This is a genomic window from Mesorhizobium sp. M6A.T.Cr.TU.014.01.1.1 (genome assembly GCF_004022765.1).
GTDB classification, from domain to species: Bacteria; Pseudomonadota; Alphaproteobacteria; order Rhizobiales; family Rhizobiaceae; genus Mesorhizobium; species Mesorhizobium mediterraneum.
On record NZ_RZPG01000001.1, the window covers coordinates 13781 to 30443 of the forward strand.

The 16663-nt window shown below is 62.0% G+C and carries 17 protein-coding genes; 16 read left to right on the plus strand and 1 reads right to left on the minus strand.

Going from position 1 to position 16663, the window contains the following annotated elements:
* Nucleotides 1-18 precede the first annotated feature (18 nt).
* From EN885_RS00075 to EN885_RS00150, 16 genes are all read left to right on the plus strand, one after another.
* The gene (locus EN885_RS00075; protein ID WP_164897741.1) at nt 19-1080 is read left to right on the plus strand and encodes a glycosyltransferase family 4 protein; all 1062 of its coding nucleotides are present in this window, start codon (nt 19-21) and stop codon (nt 1078-1080) included.
* A 2-nt stretch (nt 1081-1082) separates the two neighbouring features.
* The gene (locus EN885_RS00080) at nt 1083-2213 is read left to right on the plus strand and encodes a glycosyltransferase (RefSeq protein WP_095486608.1); all 1131 of its coding nucleotides are present in this window, start codon (nt 1083-1085) and stop codon (nt 2211-2213) included.
* A complete protein-coding gene (locus EN885_RS00085; RefSeq protein WP_095486394.1) occupies nt 2210-3304 on the plus strand; it encodes a glycosyltransferase in 1095 nt (364 codons plus the stop codon). The genes EN885_RS00080 and EN885_RS00085 overlap by 4 nt, the downstream gene beginning before the upstream one ends.
* A complete protein-coding gene (locus EN885_RS00090; RefSeq protein ID WP_128241447.1) occupies nt 3301-4410 on the plus strand; it encodes a glycosyltransferase in 1110 nt (369 codons plus the stop codon). The genes EN885_RS00085 and EN885_RS00090 overlap by 4 nt, the downstream gene beginning before the upstream one ends.
* 23 nt (nt 4411-4433) lie before the next feature.
* Nucleotides 4434-5480 carry a UDP-glucuronic acid decarboxylase family protein gene (locus tag EN885_RS00095; RefSeq protein WP_095486606.1) on the plus strand — a complete coding sequence of 349 codons (1047 nt, stop codon included), beginning with the start codon at nt 4434-4436 and terminating at the stop codon, nt 5478-5480.
* Nucleotides 5481-5580: 100 nt separating this feature from the next.
* The gene (locus EN885_RS00100; RefSeq protein WP_164897740.1) at nt 5581-5799 is read left to right on the plus strand and encodes a hypothetical protein; all 219 of its coding nucleotides are present in this window, start codon (nt 5581-5583) and stop codon (nt 5797-5799) included.
* Nucleotides 5800-5959: 160 nt separating this feature from the next.
* A complete protein-coding gene (locus tag EN885_RS00105; RefSeq protein WP_126107195.1) occupies nt 5960-7063 on the plus strand; it encodes an inositol-3-phosphate synthase in 1104 nt (367 codons plus the stop codon).
* The gene (locus EN885_RS00110; protein WP_128335148.1) at nt 7060-7656 is read left to right on the plus strand and encodes a histidine phosphatase family protein; all 597 of its coding nucleotides are present in this window, start codon (nt 7060-7062) and stop codon (nt 7654-7656) included. The genes EN885_RS00105 and EN885_RS00110 overlap by 4 nt, the downstream gene beginning before the upstream one ends.
* A gap of 13 nt (nt 7657-7669) precedes the next feature.
* Nucleotides 7670-8767 (plus strand): glycosyltransferase, encoded by a 1098-nt coding sequence (locus EN885_RS00115; RefSeq protein WP_128241448.1) that lies wholly within the window; start codon nt 7670-7672, stop codon nt 8765-8767.
* The gene (locus tag EN885_RS00120) at nt 8767-9573 is read left to right on the plus strand and encodes a sugar phosphate nucleotidyltransferase (RefSeq protein ID WP_128241449.1); all 807 of its coding nucleotides are present in this window, start codon (nt 8767-8769) and stop codon (nt 9571-9573) included. The genes EN885_RS00115 and EN885_RS00120 overlap by 1 nt, the downstream gene beginning before the upstream one ends.
* Before the next feature lie 2 nt (nt 9574-9575).
* The gene (locus tag EN885_RS00125) at nt 9576-10337 is read left to right on the plus strand and encodes a TIGR04290 family methyltransferase (RefSeq protein WP_095486389.1); all 762 of its coding nucleotides are present in this window, start codon (nt 9576-9578) and stop codon (nt 10335-10337) included.
* A complete protein-coding gene (locus EN885_RS00130) occupies nt 10330-11262 on the plus strand; it encodes a beta-xylosidase (protein ID WP_128241450.1) in 933 nt (310 codons plus the stop codon). The genes EN885_RS00125 and EN885_RS00130 overlap by 8 nt, the downstream gene beginning before the upstream one ends.
* A 7-nt stretch (nt 11263-11269) precedes the next feature.
* The gene (locus tag EN885_RS00135; RefSeq protein ID WP_128241451.1) at nt 11270-12121 is read left to right on the plus strand and encodes a PIG-L family deacetylase; all 852 of its coding nucleotides are present in this window, start codon (nt 11270-11272) and stop codon (nt 12119-12121) included.
* On the plus strand, nt 12118-13182 hold the full coding sequence (locus tag EN885_RS00140; RefSeq protein WP_095486386.1) for a glycosyltransferase: 1065 nt from the start codon (nt 12118-12120) through the stop codon (nt 13180-13182). Before EN885_RS00135 ends, EN885_RS00140 begins: the two co-directional genes overlap by 4 nt.
* Nucleotides 13183-13190: 8 nt before the next feature.
* Nucleotides 13191-14180, plus strand: coding sequence for a GNAT family N-acetyltransferase (locus EN885_RS00145; RefSeq protein ID WP_095486385.1), 990 nt, complete (start codon nt 13191-13193; stop codon nt 14178-14180).
* On the plus strand, nt 14177-15133 hold the full coding sequence (locus tag EN885_RS00150) for a class I SAM-dependent methyltransferase (protein ID WP_128241452.1): 957 nt from the start codon (nt 14177-14179) through the stop codon (nt 15131-15133). The genes EN885_RS00145 and EN885_RS00150 overlap by 4 nt, the downstream gene beginning before the upstream one ends.
* A 683-nt stretch (nt 15134-15816) precedes the next feature.
* Here EN885_RS00150 and EN885_RS00160 read toward each other — a convergent pair.
* Nucleotides 15817-16380 carry a sigma-70 family RNA polymerase sigma factor gene (locus tag EN885_RS00160; protein WP_128241453.1) on the minus strand — a complete coding sequence of 188 codons (564 nt, stop codon included), beginning with the start codon at nt 16378-16380 and terminating at the stop codon, nt 15817-15819.
* Between the last annotated feature and the right edge of the window lie 283 nt (nt 16381-16663).

Consider the following 16663-nt stretch of genomic DNA (forward strand, 5'->3'; position numbering starts at 1 on the left):
CGCTCGCGGCGAATCCTGATGACCGTCGACGCTGTCGGCGGTGTCTGGCGCTACGCGCTTGATCTGGCGCGGGAGCTGGCCCACGGCGGCGACAGCATCGTGCTCGCCGGATTAGGCCCGGAGCCGTCCGAGGAGCCGGCGAAGGAGGCGCAGGCTTTCGCGGCCCTGGCGTGGCTCAAGACACCGCCGGACTGGATGACCCGGAATGAGCACGATCTGGAAATGTTGCCGCAGGAACTGCGCGCACTTGTTCGTGATTACGCAATCGACCTCGTCCATGTCAATGCGCCGACGCAGGCCGTGGGACTTGATGTGCCGTGCCCGGTCGTAGCGGTCTCGCATTCATGCGTTGTGACGTGGCTCCACGCCGTCAGGGGACAGACTGTGGACGGCGAATGGGGCTGGCAGAAGGATCGCAACAGACGCGGTTTCGATTGGGCAAATGCGGTAATCGCCCCCAGCCGCAGCCATGCCAACATGCTCGAAGCCTGCTACGGGCCGATCGCCGGCCTGAGCGTTGTCAGCAATGGCACGCGGCAGGGTCCAAAAGCAGAGAGGCGGGAAGCGGTGGTTCTCGCCGCCGCGCGCTGGTGGGATGAAGGAAAGAACGCAGCTACGCTGGACCAAGCGGCATCGCTGACGAAATGGCCGGTCTTCGCTGCCGGGCCGCTGCAGAGCGCCGATGGGCAACGCGCCAATTTCAGCAGCGTCATCCCTCTGGGCTCTGTCTGCCACGATGAGGTGCGTCTGTTGATGGCGCGGGCCGGCATCTTCGTGTCGCCGTCCGTCTACGAACCCTTCGGCCTTGCCGCGCTGGAGGCAGCCACATCGGCTACACCTCTGGTGCTTGCCGACATCCCAACCTATCGCGAATTGTGGGACGGCGTGGCCATGTTCTACGACGCCCACGATCCACGCGATCTCGCCAGATGCATCGATTATCTCTCATACGACGCCCAGTATAGGCGCCGGCTCGGCGAAGCCGCCGCACGCCGGGCGCGCAAGTTTTCACCGGCAAGACAAGCGGCCGCCATGCACGACATCTACGATCGGGCCGCCCTGGCCGTTGCGGAACGCTGATGATGCGGTTTGTGTTCTATACCCATTCCGTCGTTTCCGACTGGAACCACGGCAACGCACATTTCCTGCGCGGCATCATGCGGGAGCTCGTTGCACGCGGGCACCAGGCGATCGCGCTGGAGCCGGCGGACGGCTGGAGCCGTTCGAACCTGCTGGCAGAGAAAGGGCCCTTCGCGATCGAGCGCTTCAGGAAGGATTTTCCGGAGCTGATGCCGGTAACCTACGACGCCTCCTTCGATCATGAAACCTGGATTGCCGACGCCGATGTGGTGATCGTGCACGAATGGACGGACCCGGCGCTCGTCGCGCGCATCGGCAGGGCCAAGGCCAACGGAGGCGGCTTCACGCTTCTGTTCCATGACACCCACCATCGCGCCGTCTCGGCGACGCAGGCGATCTCGGCTCTGCGGCTGGAGCATTATGACGGCGTGCTCGCCTTCGGCGAAGCGTTGCGGGAAAGCTATCTTCGCGCCGGCTGGGGCAAACGTGCCTTCACCTGGCACGAAGCGGCGGATGCATGCCTGTTCAAACCGCACCCGGAGATCGACCCTACATCCGACGTGATCTGGATCGGCAACTGGGGCGACGACGAGCGCAGTGCCGAAATCAAGGAATTCCTGATCGATCCGGTGGAACAACTTGGCCTGAGCGGCACTGTCCATGGCGTGCGCTATCCACGCGAAGCGCTCGCCGATCTTGCCGCCGCCGGCCTGGGTTACGAAGGCTGGATTGCCAATGCCGACGTGCCCAAGGCATTCGCGGCGCATCGCGTTACCGTCCATATTCCGCGGCGTCCCTATCGGGAGAGCCTGCCCGGAATCCCGACGATCCGCATGTTCGAAGCGCTCGCCTGCGGCATCCCGCTCGTTTCGGCGCCTTGGGCCGACGTCGAACAACTCTTCAGGCCAGGTATCGACTTCCTTTTCGCGCGCGACGGAGCCGAGATGGGCCGTCATCTTCGCGACGTGCTGGACGATGCTGACCTGGCCGCCTCCCTCGTGAAATCCGGCCTCGAAACCATCCGGACGCGACACACGTGCCGGCACCGGGCGGACGAGTTGTTCGACGTACTCGCCGAATGCGGCAGCCGCCAAGCCATCGATTCCATCGCCGTAGAGGAGACAGTCGTATGAAGATTGCATTTTATGGATCGAGCCTGCTGTCGTCCTATTGGAACGGCGCGGCGACCTATTATCGCGGATTGCTCAAGGCTCTTTCCCAGCTCGGTTACGAGATCACCTTCTATGAACCGGACGTCTACGACAGGCAGAAGAACCGCGATATCGAGGCACCGGACTGGTGCCATGTCGTCATCTACGAGGCGACCCCGCATGCGCTGATGCAGGTGGCAGCAAGCGCCGGCGAAGCCGACATCGTCGTCAAGGCGAGCGGGGTAGGCTTCGAGGACGAGGCGCTGCTGCGCGCGGTGCTCGACCATGCCCGCTCCGATGCGCTGACAGTGTTCTGGGATGTCGACGCACCGGCCACTCTGGGCCAGTTGCGCGACGAGCCGGACCATCCCCTGCACCGCGCGTTGCGGGAGATCGACCTTGTCCTCACCTATGGCGGCGGAGATCCGGTCGTATGGGCCTATCGTGCGCTGGGGGCGGCCGAGTGCGTGCCGATCTACAATGCGCTCGATCCCGAAACGCATCATCCTGTCGCGAAGGATGCGCGGTTCGCTTGCGACCTCGCCTTTCTCGGCAACCGCCTGCCGGACCGTGAAGCGCGCGTCGAAGCCTTCTTCCTCGATCCGGCCAGCCGTTCGCGCGATCAGCGTTTCCTGCTCGGCGGATCGGGTTGGGGTGACAAGCAGCTTCCGGCAAATGTTGCATGGCTCGGCCACGTCGGCACGCGCGATCACAATGCGTTCAACGTCACATCCAAGGCGGTGCTGAACATCAGCCGCGACAGCATGGCCGCCAATGGTTTTTCACCTGCCACACGCGTCTTCGAGGCTGCGGGTGCCGGCGCATGCCTCATCACCGACGCCTGGCTCGGCGTCGAATTGTTCCTGGTCCCTGGCGAAGAGATCCTGGTGGCGCGCGACGGCGACGATGTCGCCGAAATCATGCGGACCCTCACACCCCGGCGGGCAAAGGCGATCGGCGCAGCTGCGCTTCGGCGTGTTCTCGCCGAGCATACCTACGCGTTAAGGGCAGCTGTGGCCGACGCTGTCTTCAGGCGCCATTTCGAGCGCCCCACCGTGGAGGCAGCGGAATGACCAAGCGGCTCGATATCGTCTTTCTTGGCCTGTCTTTGTCCTCTTCATGGGGAAACGGCCACGCCACGACCTTTCGCGGGTTGCTGAAGGGCCTGCACGAGCTCGGCCATCGCGTCACCTTCCTCGAGCGCGACGTACCGTGGTACGCAAGCCATCGCGATCTGCGCGACCCGGACTTCTGCACGTTGCGCTACTACGAAACGACGAACGATCTTCGTCGCACCTATGCTCGCTGCCTGCAGCAGGCCGATATCGTGGTGGTTGGGTCCTTCGTCCCGGAGGGGCGCGCAGTCGTCGACATCGTTGCGTCCCTGTGCACGGGCCAGTTCTGCTTTTACGACATCGACACGCCAGTCACGTTGGCAAAGCTCGCCGCGGATGATTGCGACTACATATGCCGACGGCAGATTCTGTATTTCGACGTCTATTTCTCATTCGCCGGCGGGCCAACGCTCGCCCGTTTGGCGGCGGACTTCGGTGCACGGCGCGCCGAGCCGCTCTACTGCTCCGTCGACCCGGAGCGGCATCGCCGAACGGCCGATCCGATCTGCTGGGACCTTGGTTATCTCGGCACCTACAGCTCGGACCGGCAGGCGACCCTGGATGCACTCCTGCTTGAACCGGCAAGACGCATGCCGGACCGCCGCTTCGTCGTGGCCGGCTCGCAATTCCCGTCCGAGACCGTCTGGCCGAGCAATGTCGATCGCATCGAGCACTTGCCGCCGGCGGACCACGCCGCCTTCTACAGCCGCCAGCGCTACACGTTGAACGTCACGCGCAGCTCCATGATAGCGGCTGGATGGTCTCCCAGCGTACGTCTCTTCGAGGCGGCTGCCTGTGGCACGGCCATCATCAGCGATCGCTGGACAGGTCTGGATAGCTTCTTTCCGACAGCCACGATCAACACGGCCAGCCAAGCCGAAGACGTGATCGACATCCTATCCAGGCAGTCCGACCGCGCCAGGCTGGCTATGGCCAAGCGGGCACGCGAAACGATCCTGGCAGCACATACCGGCGCCGCGAGAGCCCGTGAATTCGTTTCGCTGCTGGCGCGGCCAAGATCGGCACGTCCGGCCCTCGATCTGGACATTGAAAGTGCAGCATGACTGGCAGACAGGAGAAAATAGAGATGCGGCAATCAAGAAGGACGCAACGGACCAGGACGGCGCTTGTCGCCGGCGGCGCGGGTTTCCTCGGTTCGCATCTTTGCGAAACACTGCTTCAGGCCGGGTATCGTGTGATCTGTGTGGACAATTTCCTTACCGGTCGGATGGAAAACATCATCTCGATCGTGGACCGTCCTCGTTTCCGCTTGATCGAGCAGGATATCTGCCGACCATTGGATCTTACTGAGCCTGTGGACCGCATTTTCAACCTTGCGTGCGCCGCGTCACCGCCGCGCTACCAAGCCGATCCGGTTCACACCACGCGAACCTGCGTGATCGGAACGCTAAATCTGCTTGAGCTCGCCGCCCAAAACAGTGCGCGCTTTCTGCAGGCATCGACAAGCGAAGTGTATGGCGATCCCGAACAGCACCCGCAAAGGGAAGACTATGTCGGTCACGTGAACTGCACCGGTCCGCGCGCCTGTTATGATGAGGGCAAACGAACCGCAGAAACCTTGTGCTTCGACTATTTGAGAACCGAAATGGCCGACATCCGGGTCGCCCGCATCTTCAACACCTATGGTCCGCGGATGGATCCTGCCGACGGCCGGATCGTCTCGAACCTGGTGATGCAGGCCCTCGAGAGGAGACCACTGACGATATTCGGCGACGGGCTGCAGACCAGATCGTTCTGCTACGTCTCCGATCTGGTTGACGGTCTGGTCCGCCTTATGAATATCGATTCGAATCCGCGCCAACCGGTCAATTTGGGCAATCCCGGGGAATTCACCGTCCTTCAACTGGCCGGATTGGTGAGAGATATGACCCATAGCAAGTCGGCCTTCAAATTCCTGCCACTGCCGCAAGACGACCCTCGCCGGCGGCAACCGGACATTTCTCGAGCAGAAACCCTTCTCAATTGGTCGCCAAAGGTGCCGCTCAGGCAAGGCCTGATGCAGACGATCAGCTACTTTACGGAGCTTGAAGCCAGCCGGAGCGAGGATCGAATTTCCCCGATTGCAACAAGCGTGAGGTCCGCTTCGGGCCGACTGCAAAACCTGCCCGCCTGAAGTCAGGAAGGGCTGTGCGCTCGGGTATGGTCGTGGTGATACCGCGACCAACACGGGCTTCATTTTTTCTCATTGGGGGAACATCCAGCCGAGCTCGCCGTTGGGCGATGATACCGGCATGGAGAACGGACCCGTGCATCGAAGACGATCCGCCAAGGACATCGAGCAAATGGCCGCAAGGGAAACGGCTGCCTTTCTGAGACGTGCCTCAATCACCTACCTTGAATGCTGTGTGAGCCTGATGATGACGCATCTTGAACGCGAGGAGGTGGTCACCATCCTGGAAAAAGAAGCGGATATGCTGCGAAGGCTCGACTGAGGCTTGCGGCGCCCAGGCATCGATCGGCTCAGCCTCAAACACAGCGCGCAGTTGTCATCTCGCCGTGACGTTCGTGATTTTTCCAGGTCGCAAGGAACATTCCTGGCAACTGGCAGTTCGGCGCGAGGAACTTACCTTCAACAGCGATGGCGGCAGTTTCGTGGGATCGAAAAAGGTACGGATTGGAATAGCCGGCGTCGGCAATTGCGCGTCTTCCCTTGTCCAGGGCCTCTCATATTATCGGGACGCCAGAGGTAATGAGCCGATACCCGGCCTTATGCATGCCGATCTCGGCGGCTATCACGTCGATGACATCGAAGTGGTCTGTGCTTTCGACGTCGCTAAGGGCAAAGTTGGGCGAGATGTGGCGGAAGCCATATACAATCCACCCAATAATACCTTCCGCTTTGCCGATGTCGCAGCAACCGGCGTTCGCGTCGAGCGCGGACCAACGCTCGACGGCATCGGCAAGTATCTGCGCGATGAGATCGAGGAGGCAGAAGAGCCGGTCGCGAATATCAGCGCGCTGCTTCGGGAAAGCGGCGCTGACGTATTGGTCTCATATCTGCCGGTCGGCTCGGAAGAGGCTACGCGTTTTTATGCCGAGTGCGCGCTCGAGGCCGGCTGCGCCTTCGTCAACTGCATACCGGTTTTTATTGCGTCGCGGCCGGAATGGCGCCAACTCTTCGAACAGCGTGGCCTGCCATTGATCGGCGACGACATCAAAAGCCAGGTCGGCGCGACAATCGTGCACCGGTTGCTCGCCAATCTGTTCCGCGAGCGCGGCGTCCGCATCGACCGCACCTATCAGCTGAATTTCGGCGGCAACACCGACTTCCTCAACATGCTGGAACGCGAGCGGCTGGAATCGAAGAAGATCTCGAAGACACAATCCGTAACCAGCCAGCTCGACGTTCCCCTGGAGGCCGGCAACATCCATGTCGGCCCCAGCGACCATGTGCCTTGGCTCACCGATCGAAAATGGGCCTACATCCGCGTCGAAGGCACGACGTTCGGCGGCGTGCCGCTGAATGCAGAGCTCAAGCTGGAAGTGTGGGATTCGCCCAACTCGGCCGGAGTCGTGATCGACGCTGTGCGCTGCGCCAAGCTGGCGCTTGACCGCGGCATCGCGGGAGCGCTGACCGGCCCCTGCAGCTATTTCATGAAGTCGCCGCCCGAGCAATTCACCGATGCCGAGGCACGCCTGCGCACGCTCTCTTTCATCGCCGGAAGGGACGAGCCGATGCTCGATGCCGCGGAATGACGACGACGTTCTTCTTGATCCGCCATGCGGCGCACGACAATGTCGGCGACTATCTTGCCGGACGTATGGCCGGAGTTTGTCTTGGCGAAACCGGCAAGGCACAAGCCGTGCGCCTGGCCAGCCACATGGCGCCGGAGCCGTTAGCCACCATCTGTTGCAGCCCGCGCGAACGAACGCTGGAAACCGCCAAACCGATCGCAATCGCCTGCAGTCCCGACAAGATCACAATCTGCCAAGAACTCGATGAGATCGACTTCGGTGCGTGGTCGGGAAAGACCTTCGAAGAGTTGAGCCAGGACGCCGATTGGCGGGGGTGGAACAGCCGGCGTCAGCAGGCGAGGACGCCGGGCGGCGAGACCATGCTGGACGTCCAGCAACGTGTCTTCTCGCTGATGCAGCAGCTTCGCAAACGCTATCAGAACCAGTCCGTGGCGTTGGTCAGCCATGCCGACGTGATCAAGGCCGCCGTCTGCAAGGTGCTCGGCTTGCCGCTGGGAGATTGTTTTCGCTTCGACATCGACCCCGCTTCGATCACCACGATCGTATCCGGTGACTGGGGCTCCAAGCTGATCCGATTAAACGAAGCCGCCTGACGAGGACTGCCGGATGCGAATGGTCATTTTCGGTCTCACCGTCACCTCCTCGTGGGGAAACGGACACGCGACGCTGTGGCGCGGGCTTATCCGGGCGCTGGGTGGGTTGGGCTGGTCCGTCACCTTTTTCGAACGCAACACTCCCTATTATGCCGGGGCGCGCGACCTTGACCATCTCGATGGCGGCAGTGTCGTTATCTATCCGGACTGGGAAGACATTCGCCATGTCGCGGAACAGGCGATCGGGCAATCGGACGTCGTCATCGTCACGTCCTATTGCCCCGACGCCGTGGAGGCATCGCGCCTGGCGCAGGATGCCTGTTACGGACTGAAGGTTTTCTACGATCTTGACACCCCGGTCACACTCGCCCGGATCGAACAAGGTCAACGGCCGGCATACTACGGGCCCGAAGGCCTTCGCGATTTCGATCTTGTCCTGAGCTATACCGGGGGAACCGCAATCGACGCGCTCAAAACGCTGTTGGGTGCTCGTCGTGTCCTGCCTCTCTACGGCCATGTCGATCCGGAGCGACACCGGCCGGCACAGCCCCGGGCCGAATTTGCCGGGGATCTGTCCTATCTCGGAACCTATGCCGCAGATCGCCAGGCCGGCGTCGAAAAGCTGCTGGTGCGCACGGCAGCGCGCCTGCCGGACCATCGCTTCGTCATCGGCGGCGCCCAATACCCGCACGAATTCCCATGGAGCGACAACATCTTCTTTGTCAGGCACCTTCCGCCTGCGGATCATCCGGCCTTCTTCTGCTCATCGCGTCTGACGCTGAACGTGACCCGCGAGGCGATGGCCAAGAGGGGCTGGTGCCCTTCGGGCAGGCTGTTCGAGGCGGCAGCCTGCGGCGCAGCTATCGTGAGCGACACCTGGCCCGGGCTGAGCAGTTTTTTCCAACCTGGCAGCGAGATCCTCCCGGCGGACACCACCGACGACGTGGTTGCGGCAGTCTGCTTGTCGGACAGCGAAATTGACGCAATCCGGCGCCGTGCGCGCGAGCGGGTGTTGGACGAGCATACCTCTGCGCAGCGCGCCAGGGAGCTGGACCGCCTCCTGTCAGATTCATTGCAGACGGCGAGCGAGCCGTTGAAGGAAGCAATCTGATGTTGGGCATCGTGCCTGCTGCCGGCCGCGGCAGCCGCATTCAGCCACTCGGCTTCTCGAAGGAACTCCTGCCGGTCGGCAGCCGCATCGACGGCCAAACCGAGCGTCCCTGCGCGGTGAGCGAATATCTGGTGCGTCGCATGGTGCGCAACGGCGTCGACAAGATCTGCTTCGTCATCGGATCGGGAAAATCGGACATCCTCGAATATTATGCCGCCGGCTATGGCGATGCCGCAGCACTGTTTGTCGTGCAGCCCACCCCTGTCGGTCTTTGCGATGCGATCTTCCGCGCTGCGCCGCTCGTCGCGCCGGACGAGACAGTCCTGATCGGCCTGCCCGATACGATCTGGCTTCCCGAAGACGGTTTCTGCGCCCTGCGGAACGATTGCCTGTCTTTCCTGCTGTTCCCCGTGGACCGTCCGGAATTTTTCGATGCCGTCATTCTAGACAACGACAGCCGGGTGAAGGAAATCCAGGTCAAGCAACAAGACGCCGGATCGAATTGGATTTGGGGTGCATTCAAGATGCCTGGCCGCATCTTTCATCAGCTTGCGACGCTCTGGCGCGAGCGGGATCGCCATGACGAATACGTCGGCACGCTGATCAACGCCTACCTGGCGGCCGGCGGCGAGGCTTACGGCGTCAAGGCAGGCACAGCCTATGTCGACGTCGGCACGTTCAACGGCTACCGCACGGCACTTCGGCTGCTAGAGAACAACGACGCTACGTCGGAGGACCCGAAAAACCTCATGTTCGTGCTGCCAGGGGAGTCGCAAATACCAAGCCATCCAGGCGAAGGAGGCTAGCCATGCTGCATTCCAACGCCGAAATCCGCCGCCGCATCGATGCCCTAGGCCCCTGGTTCCACAACATGGAGTTAGCAGGCGTCGAAACCGCCCCCGACCATTTCCTCGGCAATTACCCATTGATCAAATGGCGCAAGTTCGCCGACGCCATTCCTGCCGATCTGTCCGGCAAGGCCGTGCTCGACATAGGCTGCAACGCCGGCTTCTACTCGATCGAGATGAAACGCCGCGGCGCCCGCCGTGTCCTCGGCATCGATTTCGATGAAGCCTATCTGGCGCAGGCGCGCTTCGCCGCCGAAATCGCGGACTGCGACATCGAATTCCAGCAGCTGTCGGTCTACGAGGTGGGCGTCCTGCGGGAGAAATTCGACATCGTCCTGTTCATGGGCGTGCTGTACCACCTGCGCCACCCCCTGCTCGCTCTCGATCTGATCCGTGAGCACGTTGCCGGCGACCTGATGATCTTCCAGTCCATGCAGCGCGGCAGCGCCGACCTGCCTGCACTCGATGAGAATTATCCTTTCTGGACCCACGATCTGTTCGACCGACCGGAGTTTCCGAAGCTGCATTTCGTCGAGCATCGCTATGCCGACGACCCGACCAACTGGTGGATTCCCAATCGCGCCTGCACCGAAGCGATGCTGCGCAGCGCCGGCTTCGAGATCGTGCTGCACCCGGAGCAGGAGGTCTATTTCTGCCGCACCGCCGGTGAGCCGGCCGGCGGCGGCGCCGTTTACCCGTCGAGAGGACAACTTCATGATTGAAGCTGCAATGATCTGGAACGAGCCAAACAACAAGTCCCATTGGGATCCCGAACTCGACCCCGACTGGAGCCGCTTCGCCAATATGGCAATACTGGCCGCCGATGCGATCGCAGCTGAAAACCCCGCCGTGACCAAGATCCTCGGCGGCATTTCGCCGATCGATGCCGATTTCATGGCGCTCATGAAGCAGTATGGTGTGCTCGATCACGTCGATGCCGTCGGCGTGCATGGTTTCCCGCTCGACTGGAACCTTTGGCAGATTCAGGAATGGCCGCAGAAGATCGGCGAGATTTCGACCGTCACCGATCTGCCCGTATGGGTCAGCGAAGTCGGTGTGTCGAGCTTCGGTGCCGAGGAGGTGCAGCGCTGGGGCTTGCGCCGGACCGCCGAACTGCTGCTCGGCAATGCGCCGCGCATACAATGGTACAGCCTTTACGACCTTCCGCGCGAATGGGGGGCAACGACGCGTCACCGCGAAGCGGAAGGCTCCTCCTACTATCGCCATTTCTACATGGGCCTGCTGCGCGAAGACGGTACGCCCAAACCAGCGCTCGAGGAATTCCTGCGTTATGCCCCGGCCATGGGACTGGCGCAGTGGTTCCATTTTGAAGATCCCCGGCTGGACGACGCCGTCGCCTGGATGAAACGGCTGGGCGTCACCAATCTGCGCACAGGGCTTTCCTGGGCCGACAGTTTCAGGCCGAATGCGCTGGATTGGTACGACCGGCAGATGGAAGCACTTGCCGATTTCGACGTGACCATCACCTTCTGCTTTACTCCAGAGCACCGCGGAGTGATGCCGCATCACACAAGTCCGCCGCTAGTGCCGGAGGAATTCGCGGAGTTTTGCGCGACGATGACCCGCCGCTACGCTCCCGCCACGGCTGCCCCGCCGGTCAGAGCGGTGCGGGCTTCGGCAGCATGAGGGTGTCATGCAACACGCACCTGAGAGGTCCGGACCGCTTGCCGAATTCGCGGCCCTCTTGCTTGGTGCTGCTCGGCACGGCTTAAACGGTGCTGAAATCATGATCGTTGTCGCGCATCCGGACGACGAGGCCATCGGCATCGGCGGGCATCTTGCCGGATTGCGCCGATCTCGCATCGTTCATGTCACTGACGGTGCGCCGCGAGATCTTGATGACGCGCGAGCATACGGTTTCGAGACGTGGCAGGACTACGCCAAGGCCCGCCATAGGGAGTTGGAGACGGCGGTGGCGGCAGCGGGTTTGCCGTCGACGGCCCTGATCAGTCTCGGTTATCCCGACAAGCAAGCCGCCGGAAATCTTAGCTCGCTCGCACGGGAGCTGACCGGCCTTTTGGCCGATCGCGATGTCAGCTTCGTCTGCACGCATCCTTATGAAGGTGGTCACCCTGATCATGACGCGACCGCCTTTGCCGTCCATGCGGCCTGCCATTTGCTGCGCCGCGACGGACGCCAGGCGCCGGCCATCGTCGAAATGGCGTTCTATTGCGCCGGACCTGAGGGCGTGGTCCTTCAGGATTTCAACAGCCGACCCGGCAGTGAGTGCATCGAACTGCACCTTACGGAAGCGGCTTTCGAACGAAAGCAGTGCATGCTGGCCTGCCACCGGACACAGCAACGGACGCTGGCGCCGTTTACGGCGCGCGCCGAACGTTTCCGGGTGGCGCCCGCCTATGATTTCCTGGCCCTGCCGAACAACGGCAAGCTCTATTACGAGGCGCTGCCGCTCGGCTTCGAGCCGGCGGTTTGGCTTCACGCCGCGGCGGCTGCGTATCAGGAGCTTCGGCTCGACCGGCCATGACCCTCACCGTCCTGAACGTCGCCTACCCTCTCGCGCCAGTCGGCCTGGATGCGGTTGGCGGTGCCGAGCAGGTGCTATCGATGCTCGACCAGGCACTGGTGCGCGCGGGGCACATTTCCATCGTGATCGGCTGCCAGGGCTCCAGAGCGTCGGGCGTCCTCATCGAGACACCGGCTGAACCAGGTGTGCTCGACGATGCGGCGAAAACACGGGCACAGCGCTCCCACCGCGCCGCGATAGACGCGGCACGCTCCCGTTGGTCGATCGACGTGATTCATCTGCACGGCATCGATTTTCATGCCTATCTGCCTGACCATGGCCCGACACTGGTAAGCCTGCACCTGCCGCTGGATTGGTATCCGGCCGATGCTCTGCGCCCGGTGCGCAACGATCTATGGCTCCACGCCGTCTCAGTGGCGCAGCAGAAGACAGCACCGCCGGGCACCAAGCTCGTTGCACCCATTCCAAACGGCGTCGATATCGATGCGCTGAGCGGCCCGCAGTCCAAGCGCAACTTTGCATTGGTTCTCAGCCGCATCTGCCCGGAAAAGGGCATCCATCTGGCGCTGGACGCCGCCAAGCAGGCTGGCGTGCCGCTGGTCATCGGCGGCAAGGTCTACCCCTATGAAACGCATACGCTGTACCTTCGTCACGAAGTCCAGCCTCGCCTTGACAAGCACCGCCGCTTCCTCGGTCCGCTCGGCTTCACCGCCAAACGGCGCTTTCTCAACGCCGCCCGTTGCCTGGTCATTCCCAGCCTTGCCGCGGAGACCAGCTCGCTTGTCGCGATGGAGGCCCTCGCCTGCGGCACACCGGTTGTCGCCTTTCCAAACGGCGCGCTGCCGGACGTGGTCGAGCACGGCAAGACGGGCTTTCTGGTGAATGACGTCGACGAGATGGCGGAGGCCATTATCGCAGCATCCGGCCTGGATGCCGAGACATGCCGGGCCGAGGCGCGGCGGCGCTTTTCGCTCGACCGCATGATTTCGTCTTACATGGACGCCTACCATGCGCTGGCGGGGCTTGGTGGCGGCCGCAGGCGCCTCGCGGCGGCGCAGTGAGTGCATCCATGCTCCGCTCGGAGATCATCGACGATGCGGCCGCCCTTGAGGCCCTGGCGCCGCGCTGGTGGGAACTCTGGGCGCATAGCCGGACGGCGACGCCGTTCCAATGCCCCGCCTGGCTCGTGCCGTGGTGGCGCACGTTTGCGCCCGGAGAGCTGGCTACGATCGCCGTCTGGCGTGGCGACGATCTGGTGGGATTGGCGCCGTTTTATCTGGAACACACACCTTCCGGGCCGAGACTGCTTCCGGTCGGGATTTCGTTGAGCGATTATCTGGATGTCCTGTGTTTCCCCGGCATCGAAGCGACTGTCGCCGCCGAAATCGCCGACCAGGCTCTCGCGATCAATTGGTCGCAATGGATTTTGCCGGATTTGCCGGCGGGTGCTGCGGGTCTCACTATTACGCACCCTGCGCTGGAGGCGGGTCAACTCGTCGATCACGCCGCTTGTCCCGTGCTCTCGATCATTGGAGCCGATGCGCTTGCGGTCTGCGTTCCGGCGCGGCGAAGGCGCCAGCTGCGCCGCGCGCATAGAGCCGCAGGCAGGCGCGGCTGCGTCTCCGTCATGCCGGTGCAAGATAGTCCCAAAGCATTCTTCGAGCACCTGATCCGCCTTCATGGCGCACGTTGGGCCGGGCATGGTGACGGCGTGCTGGCCGATCCGGCTGCGGAAGAATTCCATCGGCAGGCGCTTGCCCTGCTTGCCGCACAGGGTCTTGTGCGATGCTGGCTTGTTGCTATCGATGACGCGGTCGTCGGCGCCTACTATGGATTTCACCATCGCCACCGCGCCTACGCCTACCTTGGCGGTTTTGATCCGGCCTATGCCGAGGAAAGTCCCGGCGCAATCCTGATCGGTCACGCGATTTCCGAGGCGGCCCGCGAAGGGGCGCGGGAGTTCGATTTCCTGCGCGGCCAGGAGACCTACAAATATGGCTGGGGTGCCGTCGACCAATGGACGATGCGAAAGGTCTGGACGCGGAGCATGGCTCAATGAGCACGACTGGACGAAAACCGTCGTTACAGGCGTCGACAGCAAGAATGGTGTTCGAAGAGTGCATGGCCGACGGCGCCTGCGTCGAAGCCGTCGTTGCCAGACTGGCGCTTCGCTTCGAAACCGGGCTCGATGCTGCGGAACTCGCTGATGTGGCGCTGGATATGTGTTCAGCCGACCTGCGGAACGGGGACAGACTGGAGCGGATCGCCGAGCTGCTTCGTCGCAGGCCTGACATCTTTGCCATGCTGCGCGAAACAGGCGCGGCCGTTCGCCACGAACGCAGTGAATGGGAAACGGATGCCGCTGTCGTCAGGCGGCTGGCCGCCGGCTTCGATGCGGCGGCGGCGATTTCCCTGGCGGCGAGCGTTCAGCTGTCTTCGTTGGGAGACGAGGAGAAGCTCACCGCCACTACCGACGAGATCGTCGCGTGGCTGGAAACACAAGGCTTCACCGGCGCCCACCGGGACATACTGGACATTGGTTGTGGCATCGGGCGTTTCGAAAGCGCGCTTTCCAGCGCGGCGCACCGGATCGTCGGCATCGACATATCCTCAAAGATGATTTCGATCGCTCGTCAGCGATGTGCCAGTCTGCGCAATGTAGAAGTGCGGCCGACCTCCGGTCTCGATCTTGCCGATTTCGGCAATGCAAGTTTCGATTGCGTGCTGGCTGTCGACAGCTTCCCCTATCTGGTGCTGGCCGGCTTGGCGGAGCGGTATTTCAAGGAAATCGCGCGTGTTCTGAAGACGTCGGGCATGGCAGCACTTCTGAACTACTCCTACCGCGGAACGCCGGCGCTGGATCGTGCCGATGTTCACCGCCTCGCCGGAGCCCATGGCATGCAGGTCGTTGTCGACAGCGAGAAGCCGTTCCGGCTGTGGGATGGCAATGCCTTTCTTCTTGCTGCATCCGAGGGAACATTACGGCTCAATAACTGTTCGGGCGTCACATAGAAAAGGCGCCTGTGAGTGCCCACAATCCTAAGGAGGACTAGGTGGCATACGGCGGCAAGGGACATCACCTCGGCCGCCAGAACAAAGGATCCGGCGACGGCGCGATGACCGGGTTGCTCAAGGACTAGTCCGAGGAAAGCGGTTGCGTCCACCAGAGCCTAGAAGCAGCACACCGAGCAACGCAGGTTCGATGGCAATCGGATCAACTCCGATCAGTATCATGCCGCAGATCGGCTCGCCTAAGGCCGAATGTTGCAATCGCAGACGCGATTATGACCAGCGACCAGCTGAGGTCGCGAGAGTCGAATTTGTCGAGCGCGCCCGGGAATATTGCCCGGGGAGGATTGGAGGGAAGGCACAGGCTTTCCTGACGATACCAGCGGCTTCGAAACAATGCTGTGCAAGGGTCAGCGCTGACTGTGAGAACGGCGCGTGAATCCTTGCAAACTCTGATTGCTGACACCACACTGGTGAAGGGACCAATTCGTTAAGAGAACACGATGTCTCGCTCGAGCGACGATACGATCAGCCCGCGACTCCGGCTGGCAATAGACCGGAAAATCGCATCTCTGCTGACTGCCATCGAGCAGGAGAAGGTCCCCGACCGGTTGACCAACCTTGCGGTTCAATTGCAGAACGCGCTTGTCGACAAGCGTCGATGCAAGGCAAAGAAAGAGGACTAGCTATCGACGCCTGTCGACTGCCAAGTTTCCCTGTGCCTCGGACAGGTGATTGCGTCTTTCCACCAATGTCTGCAGCGAACATTCGCCGAGGTATTCCAGGACGCCGGCGCGCGCTCGGTTAAGGCGGCTCTTTACCGTCCCCACCGCGCAACCGCATATTTCGGCAGTTTCTTCATAGCTGACGCCAAGAACCCCGATCAGCATCAGGACCTCGCGCTGATGTTCCGGCAGCTTCTGGACCGCGCCATAGACTTCCTTGCTCTGAACGGACCACTCCTGTGTAGCTTCCGAAATCGGGATCAAAGAGGCACAGTCGAGCAGGCCGGGTTTTTCCCGGTCGGCGGCCTTGGCACGCGTGTAGTGGGTATTGCGCATGATGGTGAAGAGCCATGACTTCATGCGTGTCCCAGGCTCGAATTTATCGATGTTGGCGAGCCCTTTGGTCAACGTCTCCTGGACCAGGTCATCGGCGTCGTCAGGAACACGGCAGAAGGTGCGGGCGAAGGCTCGCAAGGCAGGTATCAGGTCAACGATGGAAACTTCATCCGTTTCCTGGTTGGCCAAGGCATAGCCCCTGGAGGACAATGGTCCAGCTCCCAGCAAGAACGAGTTGATGAACAAAGACCTAGCTAAATGCATGAAGGTTTGGATCGTTCCGGACATCGAAATGAGTCGCTAGAAAATCTCGGATTGCGCGGACGCACATCGCGTAACTGCGCGGCTGAACTCCTGTTGCGGGTGAGTGCCGCCCGCCCGGAACACGGCCAAGGTCGCTCCATTGGACAGACAGCGACGTCAATTCGCCATTGTTCCGCAAGCAAAGGCGCCAGTCCTTTTGCGGGAACAA

Coding starts and splice junctions, on each gene's coding strand:
- EN885_RS00145 (WP_095486385.1), top strand. CDS start 13,191: ATGCTCCGCTCGGAGATCATCGACGATGCGGCCGCCCTTGAGGCCCTG.
- EN885_RS00080 (WP_095486608.1), top strand. CDS start 1,083: ATGCGGTTTGTGTTCTATACCCATTCCGTCGTTTCCGACTGGAACCAC.
- EN885_RS00085 (WP_095486394.1), top strand. CDS start 2,210: ATGAAGATTGCATTTTATGGATCGAGCCTGCTGTCGTCCTATTGGAAC.
- EN885_RS00125 (WP_095486389.1), top strand. CDS start 9,576: ATGCTGCATTCCAACGCCGAAATCCGCCGCCGCATCGATGCCCTAGGC.
- EN885_RS00120 (WP_128241449.1), top strand. CDS start 8,767: ATGTTGGGCATCGTGCCTGCTGCCGGCCGCGGCAGCCGCATTCAGCCA.
- EN885_RS00095 (WP_095486606.1), top strand. CDS start 4,434: ATGCGGCAATCAAGAAGGACGCAACGGACCAGGACGGCGCTTGTCGCC.
- EN885_RS00075 (WP_164897741.1), top strand. CDS start 19: ATGACCGTCGACGCTGTCGGCGGTGTCTGGCGCTACGCGCTTGATCTG.
- EN885_RS00110 (WP_128335148.1), top strand. CDS start 7,060: ATGACGACGACGTTCTTCTTGATCCGCCATGCGGCGCACGACAATGTC.
- EN885_RS00090 (WP_128241447.1), top strand. CDS start 3,301: ATGACCAAGCGGCTCGATATCGTCTTTCTTGGCCTGTCTTTGTCCTCT.
- EN885_RS00150 (WP_128241452.1), top strand. CDS start 14,177: ATGAGCACGACTGGACGAAAACCGTCGTTACAGGCGTCGACAGCAAGA.
- EN885_RS00115 (WP_128241448.1), top strand. CDS start 7,670: ATGCGAATGGTCATTTTCGGTCTCACCGTCACCTCCTCGTGGGGAAAC.
- EN885_RS00135 (WP_128241451.1), top strand. CDS start 11,270: ATGCAACACGCACCTGAGAGGTCCGGACCGCTTGCCGAATTCGCGGCC.
- EN885_RS00130 (WP_128241450.1), top strand. CDS start 10,330: ATGATTGAAGCTGCAATGATCTGGAACGAGCCAAACAACAAGTCCCAT.
- EN885_RS00140 (WP_095486386.1), top strand. CDS start 12,118: ATGACCCTCACCGTCCTGAACGTCGCCTACCCTCTCGCGCCAGTCGGC.